A 13,313-nucleotide genomic window follows, 5' to 3' on the forward strand; every position below is an offset into this window, starting at 1 on the left:
GCATGAGCATCGAACTGATCACGAATATTCTCGCTGCCACCGTCGTTGCCGGCACACCCTTGCTGATCGTGGCGCTGGGAGAACTTATCTGCGAGCGTTCCGGGGTCCTCAACCTGGGGCAGGAAGGCATGATGCTGATCGGCGCAGTGGCTGGCTTTATCGCCGTGCTCACCACCGGCAGCCTGACGATCGGCGTTATCGCCGCCATGGCAGCCGGCGTGGCGATGGCCCTGCTGTTTGCCCTGATGGCCGTGACCCTCGCCGCCAACCAATATGCCGCCGGTCTGGCGCTGACCATCTTCGGTACAGGCTTAAGTGCCTTCATCGGAGCCGGCTATGTCGGCAAGACCATCGACGGTTTTACCAAGCTCGCCATTCCAGGCTTGAGTGACATCCCGGTGCTGGGGCCCGTTCTGTTCAATCAGGACCTGCTGGTTTACGTCTCCCTGGGGTTATTCGTGGCCGTATACGTCTTCCTTCGTCACAGCCGGGGAGGCCTTTTACTGCGGGCTGTCGGTGAATCGCCGGACTCGGCTAACGCCAATGGGTTGCCTGTCATGCTGATCCGCTACCTGGCCGTCAGTTTCGGCGGGGCCATGGCCGGACTGGCGGGCGCTTACCTGTCCCTGGCCTATACGCCGCTATGGACCGAAGGCATGACCGCCGGCCGCGGCTGGATCGCCCTGGCACTGGTGGTGTTCGCCACCTGGCGGCCCGAGCGGGTACTGCTCGGCGCCTACCTGTTTGGCGTTGCCAGCATCCTCCATCTCGTCTTGCAGGGCTTCGGCTGGGACAGCTCCACCGAATTGCTCGCGATGCTGCCGTATGTCGTGACCATCGTGGTGTTGGTGCTGCTCTCCAGCAACCCGACCCGAACCCGGCTGCATACCCCCTTATCCCTGGGCCAACCTTACCGGCCGGGACGATAAAACAGGAAGAGCCCGTCAGAGGCTCCCTCTAATAAAAATCGGCGAAGTCATGCCAACGGATGTCACTTAAAAACGATAGAGGAATGACATGAAAGCACTTCACAAAACACTGCTGGCGACCTGTGTTGCTGCGGCCTTCGTGCCGGCGGCCCACGCGGAAAAATTCTTTGGCGACTCAAGCATTTCGATCCTCCACAGTGCCGATTACCAGACGTTCGGTGACCGGGAAGTGGAAGACACCTATATGACGTTCGAGAACGCCACGGCCCATAACTGGGGCGGCACCTTCTTCTTCATTGACCGTAATCACGGTCGCGGTGCAGCGACCGGGGACGATAATGTCTATGGTGAATTCTCACCTGCGTTGAGTCTGGGCTGGGCGACGGGTAACGACTTGAGCTTCGGGCCGGTCGAGGATGTGTTTATCGCGGGAACCTACGAATTCGGCGGCGGTACCGAATCCAACAATTACCTGACGGGTCTCGGCCTGGCGTGGGACGTACCGGGCTTCCTGTACTTCAATACCATGGGCTACTACGTCAACAACAATGCTGATGCCGCGGGATACGAAGACCCGGCGGACGACTGGCAGTTGACCGTGACCTGGGGCGCACCTTTCGAGATCGGTCCAGCGCGCTTCCTGTTCGACGGTTATATCGACTGGTCTACCGCGGCCAGCGACCACGCGTCCGAATTCCAGTTCACGCCGCAGTTCAAGCTCGACCTGGGCAACTTCACCGGTCATCCGGGTGTGCTCTATGCCGGTATCGAGTACGCGTACTGGAACAACAAGTTCGGTGTCGGCGATGACGACATCATGGACACCCAGAGCTCGGTGAGTGCCCTGGTGAAGTTCCACTTTTGACGCGTACGCACTTGATTAAGGCGTGATCAGCCTTTTGATCAACCGGGGGAGTTCGGCTAATGTCGAACTCCCACCCCCAGAAACGATCGGAACGCCATGACCCTTCAGTCTGAAGCCAAGTTAAGCCAGATCGCAGAGGCGCCCGTGAAAGGTCGGACACGACGCTATCGTCCAGGCCGGATCCGGGAACGCAACCGGGAACGCATCATCGCCGCGGCCGAGCAGGAGTTTGCCCAGCATGGTTTTCGTGGCGCGACGATCCAGAATATCGCCGAGCGCGCGGAGCTACCCAAGTCCAACGTGCTCTACTACTTCAGCAACAAGAAGCGCATCTACTATGCGCTGTTCGATGACATCATGGCCCGCTGGAATGCGGTGTTCTCGGAAATCAGACCTGAAGACGACCCGGCCCAGGCATTGGAGACGTTCATCCGGACGAAGGTGGAGATGTCCCGCCGATTCCCGCTGGCCTCCCGGCTGTTCGCCCAGGAGATTATCCAGGGTGCGCCTTTCCTGAAGGATCACCTGCGCACCAGTATGCGTGAGTGGGTACGGGGACGGGCCGGCGTGATCCAGCAGTGGATCGACGAGGGTCGGATGGCCCAGGTGGATCCGGTACAGCTGATCTTCCTGATCTGGTCCTCAACCCAGCACTACGCAGATTTCCAGGTCCAGATCCTGATGGTCGAGAACAAGGCCGAATATGAACAGCGCGATTTCGATCACGCGGCGGATTTCCTGACCGCCGTCATCCTCCGCGGGTGTGGACTGGAGCCAACCAAGCAATGACGATCAATACCGATTATCCCCGTGACCTGATCGGCTATGGTGCTGAACCGCCTCAGGCCAATTGGCCGGGCAAGGCCCGCATCGCCGTCCAGTTCGTGTTGAACTACGAGGAAGGGGCCGAGAACTGTGTCCTGCACGGGGACAGCCACTCCGAGGTTTTCCTGTCGGAGATTATCGGTGCCCAGCCTTACCCGGACCGCCATATGAGTATGGAGTCGATCTATGAATATGGCTCCCGCGCTGGTGTCTGGCGCGTATTGCGCGAGTTCCGCAAGCGTCAGTTGCCGCTGACCGTCTTCGGTGTCGCCATGGCCTTGCAGCGTAACCCGGAGGTGACCCAGGCGTTCCTGGCGGACCAGCATGAAATCGCCTCCCATGGACTGCGCTGGATTCACTACCAGGACATGGACGAGTCCCGCGAACGCGAGCATATGGAGCAGGCCATCGCCATCCAGACTGAACTGACCGGTAGCCGGCCATTGGGGTGGTACACCGGGCGCGACAGTCCCAATACGCGTCGTCTGGTGGTGGAAGCCGGCGGGTTCGAGTATGACAGCGACTACTATGGTGATGACCTGCCGTTCTGGACCACGGTGGAAACCCGCGATGGCGAGCAGAAGCCCCATCTCGTGGTCCCCTACACGCTGGACACCAACGACATGCGCTTTGCATCCAACCAGGGGTTCAACTCCGGCGAGCAGTTCTTCCAGTATCTGAAAGACGCCTTCGACATGCTTTACGAGGAGGGTGCCGAGACGCCCAGGATGCTGTCCATCGGCCTGCATTGCCGGTTGGTGGGGCGCCCGGGGCGTTTCCGGGCATTGCAGCGCTTTCTTGACTATATCGAACAGCATGATCGGGTCTGGGTGTGCCGTCGGTTGGACATTGCACGGCATTGGAAGGCGGAGCATCCGTTCGCGGTGAAGTGAGTTAACGAGCGCTACTTGAGTTAGGGCTGTTCTAAAGTTTTGCACGCCTGGGCACCTTCGGTGCCTCAGAAGCTGAAGCTTCTGCTACATGCTCGAGCTGGCTGGAAAATGTAGCCGACGCTTTAGCTTCGGAGCAGCCTGAAAGGCTGCCAAGAGAAGGCCCACTCAGAGTTCCACTGTTAAAGAAAGAGAGCCAAACAACCATGACCGATGTACACGTCGCCCCTCACGTCGAAGGCCCGGCCTTCACCCGCGACTACCTGAACCTGGCGGATGGCAGCCTTGGTGCTGAAGTCACCTGGGTCACCGACGAATTCTTTGCACCCCGGGCACGGATGCTCGACCCCGAGTCGGCGCGTTTCTACCCGGACAAGTACGATGACCATGGCAAGTGGATGGACGGCTGGGAGACCCGCCGCCGCCGGGACACGGGCCACGACTGGTGCATCCTGCGCCTGGCGATGCCGGGCGTGCTGCATGGGGTGGATTTCGATACCAGTTTCTTCACCGGCAACTTCGCCCCCGCTGCCTCGCTCGAAGCCTGCTGGTCGCCGGACGGCGACCCGGATAACGACGCCGATTGGCAGGAAATCCTGCCCGCCGTCTCCCTGTCTGGAAATGATCACCGATTCGAGGCCCTCGACGCCTCCGGCCCCTGGACCCACCTGCGCCTGCATATTTGGCCGGACGGTGGCATGGCCCGCCTGCGGGTCTACGGTCAGCCGTTCTGCGATTGGGACAACCGTGACCTCGACGAACGTTTGGATCTGGTAGCCCTAGAAAATGGTGGCGACCAGGTGGCCTGGAGCGATGCCCACTACGGTGAGCCCCGTAAGCTCCTGCGTCCCGGCCGAGGCATCAATATGGGCGATGGCTGGGAAACCCGGCGCCGCCGGGAACCGGGCAACGAATGGTGCATCCTGCGCCTGGGACACCCGGGGGTGGTGGATGAAATCGAGATCGACACGGCCCACTTCAAGGGCAACTTTCCGGCGCGCTTTTCAATCCAGGCCGCCTACGTGGAAAAGGGCACGAAGCAATCCATCGTGACCCAGAGCATGTTCTGGGAAACGTTGATCGAAGAGCAGCCGCTCACTGCGGATGCCATCCACAACTTCACCGAACTGGCCGATCTCGGACCGATCACCCATATCCGTCTAAACAGTATTCCCGACGGCGGGATCAGTCGGATTCGTCTGCGAGGAAAACCAGTCAAATGAGCGCGCCGCGAATCATTGAAGCCGAGCCATTGACCCGTGAGACGTTTGCCCCTTTCGGTGATGTGATCAGTACCAAGGGTGCCGCATCTTTCCCCATCAACGCCGGCCGCACCGAGCGTTTCCACGCACTGGCAGCCGTTGAAGCGTTGGGCGAGGACGCTGATGCCATCATTTCCATATTTCGCGGCCAGCCGCTGGAACCGCTGGTCGTCGACTTGATGGAACGCCACCCTCAAGGCAGCCAGGCCTTCATGCCCCTGGGTGAACAATCGTATTGGGTGGTGGTGGCGCCGCCGGGCGACTTCGATGCAGACAGCATCAGGGTATTTCGTGCTGAACCGGGGCAGGGTGTGAACTACCGTGCGGGAACCTGGCATGCGCCGCTGTTGCCCGTTGGCCGGGATGCGGATTTTTTGGTGGTCGACCGCCGGGGCGCCGGTGACAACTGCGACACCGTCGACCTCGACCCGCCGGTGCAACCCCAATGACCTGTCGCCCAATCACCTATCGATAGGAACGCGAGCGCCCGATGCAACGATTTGCCATTACTCACGCGGCCCTGTTTACCGTCGATCCACAGGATCGTGTGATCCCCGACGGTACCGTCCTGGTCGAGGACGGTCGGATCGTCGCCGTGGGCCCTGCTGAGTCCATTGAAATTCCTGCCGACACCGTGGTTATCGATAGCGGAGGAAAACGGGCAGTATTGCCGGGGCTGGTCGATGCCCATTCCCATTCCAGTCTGATGCGCGGTGTCACCGAGAATATGCCGCTAATGGAGTGGCTGCCGTACTACCAGTTGGAGCATCGTGCACTGACCGAAGAAGACGCCTATCACTCGGCGCGCCTGTGTTATCTGGAGGCCCTCAAGGGCGGCACCACCTGTGTCATGGACATGTTCCGCTTCATGGACCGATGCGCCGACGCCGCTGGTGAATTGGGTTTGCGGGTGAACCTGGCCCCCTACGTGGCCGACCAGCCGGGCAAGGATTTCTTCTCCACGCGAGAGGAGAACAAACGCCTTATACGAACCCACCATGGCAGCCAGTCGGGCCGGATCCAGGTCTGGATGGGGCTGGAACATCTGTTCTATTGCAGCGAGGACGCCTACCGCGATGCGGTGCGTTGTCAGCAGGACTACGGCGTTCGCATCCACACCCATGCCTGCGAGCAGCGGGAAGAGGAGGACGCGGTTCTCAAACATTTCGGCCGACGTTCCATCGGCATGCTCGACCACTACGGGTTGCTTGGCGAGAAGACGCTATTGGCTCACTGCGTCTGGCTTGATGACGATGAGATCAAACGTTTGGCGGATACCGGTACCTCTATCGCCCATTGCCCGATCAGCAACGCCAAGCTGGCCAGTGGCGTCGCGCGTACACCGGACATGCTGGCGGCGGGCATCAATCTGGGCCTCGGAACCGACGGCCCGGTGTGCAACAACAGTCTCGACCTGTTCGAGGAGATGAAGTTTGCCTCGCTGATCCAGAAAGCCACACGCCTCGATGCGAGGGCACTACCGGCAGATCAGGTCTTGCGCATGGCAACCATCGGCGGCGCCAAAGCCCTGGGGCTGGATGGGGAGATTGGATCGATCGAGATTGGCAAGAAGGCAGATCTGGTCATGTTGGATCTCGGCGCGCCGAACCTGACGCCGCACGAGGTCACTCACGCTGGCGGCAACCTGCTATGGAACCTGGTGTTTGCCGCGAGAGGCAGCAATGTCACCCATGTCTGGGTGGATGGTCGTTGCCTGATTGAAGAGGGTCGGTCGACGCAGGTCGACGAGGGCCACGTGGTAGCCACGGCGCAAACCTGTGGCTTATCCCTGTATGAACGATGCCGTGCTCTGGATCATCTTCGAGTGGACATGATCTAGAGGGGCCCTAGGAGACGATGATGAAACAACTCCCCCTGATATCCATTGCCGGTCTACGCAGCGAGAATGTGGAAGAGCGCCGCAAGACCGCTGCAGAGCTGGGTCGAGCCTGCCGCGAAGTGGGTTTTTTCTATGCGATCGATCACGGCATTCCCCGGCAGGTGATCGATACCGCGTTCGCCGAATCCAGACGGTTTTTCGCATTGCCGACGGAGGCCAAGCAGGCACTGTCCATCAAGCGTTCGCCCCATAACCGCGGCTATGTGGCCATGGCTGACGAGAAGCTGAACCCGGAGTCGGGTGCGGATATGAAGGAGGCGTTCAACCTGGGCGTCGAACTGCCGGAGGACCATCCCGAGGTGGTCGCCGGCAAACCCTTCCGCGGTGTGAACTTCTGGCCGGAGAACCTGCCGGGATGGCGGGACAACATGTTGAGCTATTTCGATGCTTGCCTGGAGTTGGGCCGGATCATCCATCGGGGCTTCAGCCTCGACCTGGGCGTAGCGGAAGATTTCTTCGCCTCACACCTCGCGGACCCCGTAGTGACCATGCGTATCCTGCGCTATCCCGCGAGTGCGGGGCAGTCGGACCGTCGGGACGGTGGTGCCGGCGCGCACACCGATTATGGCAACCTGACCTTGCTGGCCACCGATGATGTGGCGGGCCTGGAAGTGCTGACTCGTCAGGGCGATTGGATCGATGCGCCGCACGTGGAGGGCGCTTTCGTCTGCAATATCGGTGATTGCCTCATGCGCTGGAGCAACGATACCTATGTATCGACCCCACACCGCGTGCGCCCGCCGGCGCGGGAGCGTTATTCGATCGCCTATTTCCTTGAAGCCAATCCGGATTCGGTGGTCGATCCAAGGGATATTTATCCGGATCAAACGCCCAAGTATGAGCCGGTGACATTTGCGGCTTATCTCAAGTCGCGATTGGATGCGACCTATGAGCATCGGGCAGGGGAGAAGGTATAGGCTTACGTGAGTGTGTAGCGGACGCTTCAGCTTCCGAGCCGTCCGAAGGACGGCCCGTTAGCCGGAATATCTTCGTCACCAGGGCGCCTTGCCGCGCCTCAGAAGCTGAAGCATCTGCTACATGCTCGAGCGGGCCTCTAACTGCGAGGCCGGCCCGTAATGGCTTTAACATGCCGTCAACATCCGCGTCTTTTCCATGTTCCCCAGCGTCATCAAGCACGCCCGCGCCACCTCGACACCTTTCTCCGCAAAATGCTTGTGGAAGAACTCATGGTGTGTCGTGTGCTCATGGAAGTGGTGCGGTGTGAGGACGGCGGAGAGCACGGGCACGTGTGTATCCAGCTGCACGCGCATCAGGCCATCAATCACGGCGTGGGCAACGAACTCGTGCCGGTAGATGCCGCCGTCCACCACAAAGCCGGCACCGACGATCGCGCCGTACTGGCCGCTCTCGGCCAGCAGTTTGGCCTGGAGAGGGATCTCAAAAGCGCCGGCAACGGTAATGATATCCACCTGGTCGGTATCGAAGCCGTGCTGGCGGATTTCGGTGAGGAAGGCTTCGCGCGCCTGGTCGATGATATCGAGGTGCCAGTTGCCCTGGATAAAGGCGATACGCTGGCTGCGGCTGGCGTCGGAAAGGTTCAAGGATTCTTGCTGATTCATAGTTGGTCTCTCTGTCGTAACTAGAATCAGGGCATGCAGGGTCTGCTCATGGCCACCGAAGGCGACCTGGGCAAAACCATGTGGAAACGCGGAGAAATGGCATTCGACAGAAAGCGCATGAGGCGTCTTCCGCAGTCTGTTTTTTCAACGGTTCCTTCTCTTTCATCCGGACTATCACCGTCGGCTTCGGAATCACACCGAATCTGCTGACCCTCACGGTAAAGCCGCAAGGCGCTCGCGGGCTGAGGCGTAAACGCCATCACCGCCGGTGGGGACTTTCACCCCGCCCTGAGAACGAAACCCGTGGTTCCCCACGGGCCGCGCTATTGTATGCGGTGTGCGATGGCCTGTCAGGTGTCTGCGGGGGACTACATGACCTGACGCATGGGCCGACGCCCGCCTCTAGTGCCCCAGCAACGGATCGTCTGCGTCCGGCTTGTCGTGTACGCCAAAACGGTCGACGATGGTGGCGCTCGCTTCGTTGAGGCCGATTACCTCCACCTGCGCGCCTTCCCGGCGGAATTTAATGACCGCCTTATCCAGTGCGCCTACCGCCGTGATATCCCAGAAGTGGGCCCGGCTCAGGTCGATCACCACGTTATCCACCACTTCCCTGAAGTCGAAGGCAGCCAGGAATTTCTCCGATGAGCTGAAGAACACCTGCCCCAGTACGCGGTAGGTACGGGTGTTGGTGCTTTCGTCCAGCTCCGCATCCACCCGCATGTAGTGCCCTACCTTATTGGCGAAGAACAGCGCAGCCAGAAGCACGCCGGCGAGTACACCGAAGGCCAGGTTGTGGGTCGCGACCACGACCACCACGGTTACCAACATGACGATATTGGTCGACAGAGGATGGTGCTTGAGGTTGCGAACAGACTCCCAGCTAAAGGTGCCGATGGAAACCATGATCATCACCGCCACCAGCGCGGCCATGGGGATCTGTACCAACCAGGCATCGAGCACCAGCACCATGATCAGCAGGAAGACACCCGCCGTAAGGGTTGAGAGCCGCGTCCGGCCTCCGGACTTCACGTTGATGACGGACTGGCCAATCATCGCGCAACCTGCCATGCCGCCCAGCAGGCCGGCACCGATGTTGGCAATGCCCTGGCCGCGGCATTCACGGTTGCGGTCACTGGTCGTATCCGTGAGTTCGTCCACGATGGTGGCGGTCATCATCGACTCGAGCAGACCCACGACCGCCAGGCCCAGGGAGTAGGGCAGGATAATCATCAGGGTCTCGAGGTTGAGCGGAACATCCGGCCACAGGAAAACCGGCAGGGTATCCGGTAGTTCGCCCATATCGCCTACGGTGCGGATGTCCAGTCCCAGGAGGATGGATACGAAGGTCAGCGAGACGATGCAAACCAGCGGGGACGGGATCAGTCGACCCACAAACGGCAAAAGTGGGAACAGGTAAATGATACCCAGGCCGGCAGCGGTCATTGCGTAGACGTGCCAGGTCACATTGGTCAGCTCAGGCAGCTGTGCCATGAATATCAGGATCGCCAGGGCGTTCACGAAACCGGTCACGACCGAGCGTGAGACGAAGCGCATCAGCCCGCCGAGTTTCAGGTAGCCGGCAATGATCTGGAACACACCGGTCAGCAGTGTGGCGGCGAGCAGGTACTGCAGCCCATGCTCCTTGACAAGCGTGACCATAAGCAGCGCCATGGCACCGGTTGCGGCCGAGATCATGCCCGGCCGACCGCCGACAAACGCGATGATAACGGCGATACAGAACGAGGCGTAGAGGCCGATCTTGGGATCGACGCCGGCGATAATGGAAAAGGCGATGGCTTCTGGAATCAGGGCGAGGGCCACCACGATTCCGGATAGCAGATCGCCCCGGAGGTTTGAAAACCAGTCGGCTTTGATAGAGTTCAGCATGTTGTTCCAGTCAGTCGAATGCGAGTTGTGTCATTAGGGCTATTCGAATGCCCGCCGCAGGGCATCGACCCCTATATCGAAGTAGACGAGACCTCGGTAAACAGGGCACCTTGGATCATCGCGGATCTGTGTTAAACGAAGGTGTAGCCAGATCCTGAAGGAACTGGAAAGCAATCCGCGGGCCGAGTTGGGGGCGGCCTAGGGTGGAGTGATCGTCAACGTACTTTGTGGGATGGGCATCGGAAAGTTCGGGTCTGCAATGTCATCAGGGTTGCGGAGCTTACCAGAATCCCCATGGGAAGGTAACCAGCGCATGCCCGGACGGGTAGACTCTCTTTTCCGGCCTTGGTGCCGGTAGCTTATGCTGTTTTCACAAATCGGAATGACGGCGGTCTGGTATTGCAGCCATACTCCGAAAGACTTGGACGCGCGGGTGCCCTCGTTTGTGTGCGATAACCTTCCAGTTTCGTCATGTCATCAGCCAGCGCGTCGAGTCCCTGAATAATCGTGGCAGCGTTTACAAGGAGTCGTACTCATGAAGCCAACGAAGCCGGTCATCGTCTTCGACGTTATCGAAACGATTTTTTCACTCGATGCACTGTCTCGGTCTTTTGACAGACTGGACCTACCCGCGCATACCAAGGATCTGTTCTTCGCCCAATTGCTTCGCGATGCATTTGCAACCTCCGCAACAGGTGCCTACGTTCCTTTCGTCGAAATGGCGAAAGGCACGCTGCATGTACTGTTGGTCAACCTTGGCGTGTCTGCGCCAGCCTCGAAGATTGAGCAGATACTGCCTGTGTTCGGACAACTGGATGCCCATTCCGACGTGCAGGATGCGTTGGCCCTGGCCAAAAGCAGGGACCTTGAGGTTCTGTTCTTTACCAATGGTTCGCAGAAAAATACGGAATCGCTGATTGCGCGCAATGCGTTGGAGAATCTGGTGGACCATGTCGTATCCATCGATACGTTCAGCCAGTGGAAGCCGTACAGAGAGGTCTACCTTGGCGCTATTGCGGCCGTGGGTGGCAAGCCGGAGCGCAGCGCCATGATTGCAGCCCATGCCTGGGACACCCAGGGAGCTATGAATGCGGGAATGGGCGCTGGGTGGGTTCGCCGCCAGGACAGTGTCTTTCATCCGGCCATGACACCGCCAGACTACAGCGCAAGCGACCTGACAACGTTAGTCGATCAAGTTTCAGTCGGCTTGTTAAACGCCGCTTAGGTTGCCGGTCGTTATCGCAATTGCCAAGAGCGTCAGGCCTGGCTGTTTTCCCAAACCAGGATGGCGGCGGCCAAGTCTTCCAGCGAGACGCCGACGGACTTGAACAGGGTTATGTCTTCGTCCTGTTTACGACCGGCATGCTCGCTGCTCGCCAGGGCGGCGAGATCGGCCCTGATCTCGTCGAAGGTGAACCGGTCCTCGGCGACGGCATAATGCAGGTCGCCGGCTTCGCCCCGGGCGCCGGCGTAGGAATCCACGAAGACCTGGGACCGGGCGATGCATTCGCTGTCGGTTTCGCGCATGTCCTTGCGGAAGGCGCCCACCAGGTCGACGTGGGTTCCTGGCGACAGCCACTCGCCGAGAATGAGCGGCGCCTTGGACAGCGTGGCCGCACTGACGATATCAATCTCTCTTAACGCCGAGGCCAGGTCGTCTGTGGCTTCAACGGATTCGAACGGTACCAGGCCCTTACGATAGTCCCGGTATTGCCCAGCCAATGTCTGGGCTTTTTCCAGCTTGCGGCCCCAGACGACGACCTTGCGGATCGGTCGTACAGCCGCGTGTGCTTCGATCAGCATCGGGGCCAGCTTGCCGGTACCGATGACCACCAGGGTCTCCGCATCCTCCCGCGCCAGGTAGCGCGCCGCCAGGGCCGAGGCCGCAGCGGTGCGGCGCCGGGTCAGTTCGCTGCCGTCGATACAGGCCAGCGGGGCACCAGTGCGCCCATCGCTGAGGAGGTAGACACCGCTGATGGCCGGCAGCCCCTTATCGGCGTTTTGCGGAAACACGTTGACCATCTTCACGCCCAGGTACCCCGGCGTCTGGTCGGCCTCCTGCCAGGCAGGCATCAACAGCATGGTCGCTTCGCCCTCGCTGCGCTGGATCGCATGATGATGCCGGGGCGGAGTTTCGATGCCGCCGGTGAAAGCTTCACCCAACCGATCTACCAGCGATGCCCAGGGCAGGGACTGCGCGACCGTCTCGCTGTCTATTACTTTCATTCACGCACCTCCTCAAGTCCCAGGCTGGATCGATTCTAGGTCTATATCGCGGCTTCAACGGCAACCCACCGAAAAGCAGTATAGTCATTAGAATACGAGCCATCACACCAGCCAGGTAGGTGTCGTCTGATGGGTTGGTTCGACAGCGGGGTATTGCAGGAACGGCTAAGGTTTTTCGCTACCCATGATCTCCGCCATCTCCTGCGGTCTGGGTAGGCCCTGCTTCATCTGGATCTTGCCATCGTTGTCGCGATAGAAGGTGCTGGGTGTGGCGCTGAGTCCAAGCTCGCCCATTAAGCGGTTGTTTTCGGTAATCTGCTCGTGATGCGCGCTGACGATCTGTCGGTCGACGGTTATCCCTCCGTCGTTATACCGCTGTTGATTTTCGTGCAGGGCTTCCTGGGGATCGTCACTGCCGAGAATGGTCGCGGCTTTTGGGAGGCTGTCCTGTTTCAGGATTCCGACGAGCACATGGCGGAGCTGCACCCGGCCGGCTTCGATCCAGGGTGCCGCCGCCTGCCGGAAGCGGTGACAGAACGGACAGTTCGGGTCGGTAAAGGTGTAGAGGATGACAGGCGCATCCTTGTCGCCGTCACGGACCCAGTGGCTGTTCTCCACCTGTTTCCACGCCTCCTTGTTTTTCGGGCCTTGCACGAGTTCCTGTATTTTCGGGTCGGTCAGGTTCTTGCCATCCTCGGTCAGCATCGGGCCGATTACGACGTGTTTGCCGTCAGGGGTGAGGTAGAAGGCGACTGGCTGGCCCTGCATATCGGCAATATAACCGATCATTCCCCCCGGCGCCTCGAAGCTGCCGGCTATCTCCACCCCACGATCGATCAATAGCTGCACGGCTTTCGGATAACTCTCGGACCATGCTGGCTGGGCCAGCAAAGACAACGCCAACAGGGCCATGGCGGGAACGGCCAAACGGAATGGTTTCATAGGT

13 protein-coding genes and 1 riboswitch are annotated in these 13,313 nt (G+C 59.9%); of the genes, 9 read left to right on the top strand and 4 right to left on the bottom strand.

Annotated features, from left to right (window positions below; all coding sequences use genetic code 11):
• Nucleotides 1–2 precede the first annotated feature (2 nt).
• The 8 genes from RE428_RS02275 to RE428_RS02310 all read left to right on the top strand — a co-directional run bounded on the left by RE428_RS02275 (nt 3) and on the right by RE428_RS02310 (nt 7,588).
• Nucleotides 3–929, top strand: a complete 927-nt coding sequence (locus RE428_RS02275; RefSeq protein ID WP_004579160.1) for an ABC transporter permease — start codon at nt 3–5, stop codon at nt 927–929.
• Nucleotides 930–1,017: 88 nt separating this feature from the next.
• Nucleotides 1,018–1,794 carry an outer membrane protein OmpK gene (locus RE428_RS02280; protein WP_004579159.1) on the top strand — a complete coding sequence of 259 codons (777 nt, stop codon included), beginning with the start codon at nt 1,018–1,020 and terminating at the stop codon, nt 1,792–1,794.
• A 96-nt stretch (nt 1,795–1,890) separates the two neighbouring features.
• Entirely contained in the window at nt 1,891–2,583 is a 693-nt protein-coding gene (locus RE428_RS02285) for a TetR/AcrR family transcriptional regulator (protein WP_004579158.1), read from the top strand.
• A gap of 2 nt (nt 2,584–2,585) precedes the next feature.
• Nucleotides 2,586–3,512: an allantoinase PuuE gene (gene puuE, locus RE428_RS02290; RefSeq protein ID WP_205624625.1), complete on the top strand. Its 927-nt coding sequence runs from the start codon at nt 2,586–2,588 to the stop codon at nt 3,510–3,512.
• 203 nt (nt 3,513–3,715) lie between these two features.
• On the top strand, nt 3,716–4,732 hold the full coding sequence (alc, locus tag RE428_RS02295; protein ID WP_004579156.1) for an allantoicase: 1,017 nt from the start codon (nt 3,716–3,718) through the stop codon (nt 4,730–4,732).
• On the top strand, nt 4,729–5,220 hold the full coding sequence (locus RE428_RS02300; RefSeq protein WP_004579155.1) for an ureidoglycolate lyase: 492 nt from the start codon (nt 4,729–4,731) through the stop codon (nt 5,218–5,220). Before alc ends, RE428_RS02300 begins: the two co-directional genes overlap by 4 nt.
• A 41-nt stretch (nt 5,221–5,261) precedes the next feature.
• A complete protein-coding gene (locus RE428_RS02305) occupies nt 5,262–6,611 on the top strand; it encodes an amidohydrolase family protein (RefSeq protein ID WP_004579154.1) in 1,350 nt (449 codons plus the stop codon).
• A 20-nt stretch (nt 6,612–6,631) separates the two neighbouring features.
• Nucleotides 6,632–7,588 (top strand): isopenicillin N synthase family dioxygenase, encoded by a 957-nt coding sequence (locus RE428_RS02310; RefSeq protein WP_004579153.1) that lies wholly within the window; start codon nt 6,632–6,634, stop codon nt 7,586–7,588.
• A 165-nt stretch (nt 7,589–7,753) separates the two neighbouring features.
• Here RE428_RS02310 and RE428_RS02315 read toward each other — a convergent pair whose 3' ends face one another.
• A complete protein-coding gene (locus RE428_RS02315; RefSeq protein ID WP_004579152.1) occupies nt 7,754–8,251 on the bottom strand; it encodes a 6,7-dimethyl-8-ribityllumazine synthase in 498 nt (165 codons plus the stop codon).
• A gap of 150 nt (nt 8,252–8,401) precedes the next feature.
• Nucleotides 8,402–8,551, bottom strand: a riboswitch (FMN riboswitch).
• A 102-nt stretch (nt 8,552–8,653) separates the two neighbouring features.
• Entirely contained in the window at nt 8,654–10,141 is a 1,488-nt protein-coding gene (locus tag RE428_RS02320) for a SulP family inorganic anion transporter (protein WP_004579151.1), read from the bottom strand.
• A 535-nt stretch (nt 10,142–10,676) separates the two neighbouring features.
• Between RE428_RS02320 and RE428_RS02325 the strand changes: the two genes are divergently transcribed.
• Complete coding sequence (locus tag RE428_RS02325) at nt 10,677–11,366, top strand: haloacid dehalogenase type II (RefSeq protein WP_004579150.1); 690 nt, start codon at nt 10,677–10,679, stop codon at nt 11,364–11,366.
• Nucleotides 11,367–11,398: 32 nt separating this feature from the next.
• On the opposite strand, the gene lhpI is transcribed toward RE428_RS02325, so the two are convergent.
• Together lhpI and dsbG are read right to left on the bottom strand one after the other, a co-directional pair.
• Entirely contained in the window at nt 11,399–12,367 is a 969-nt protein-coding gene (gene lhpI, locus RE428_RS02330; protein WP_004579149.1) for a bifunctional Delta(1)-pyrroline-2-carboxylate/Delta(1)-piperideine-2-carboxylate reductase, read from the bottom strand.
• Between the two features lie 165 nt (nt 12,368–12,532).
• The gene (gene dsbG / locus RE428_RS02335) at nt 12,533–13,309 is read right to left on the bottom strand and encodes a thiol:disulfide interchange protein DsbG (RefSeq protein ID WP_004579148.1); all 777 of its coding nucleotides are present in this window, start codon (nt 13,307–13,309) and stop codon (nt 12,533–12,535) included.
• Nucleotides 13,310–13,313 lie beyond the last annotated feature (4 nt).

Source organism: Marinobacter nanhaiticus D15-8W (assembly GCF_036511935.1).
Lineage (GTDB): Bacteria > Pseudomonadota > Gammaproteobacteria > Pseudomonadales > Oleiphilaceae > Marinobacter_A > Marinobacter_A nanhaiticus.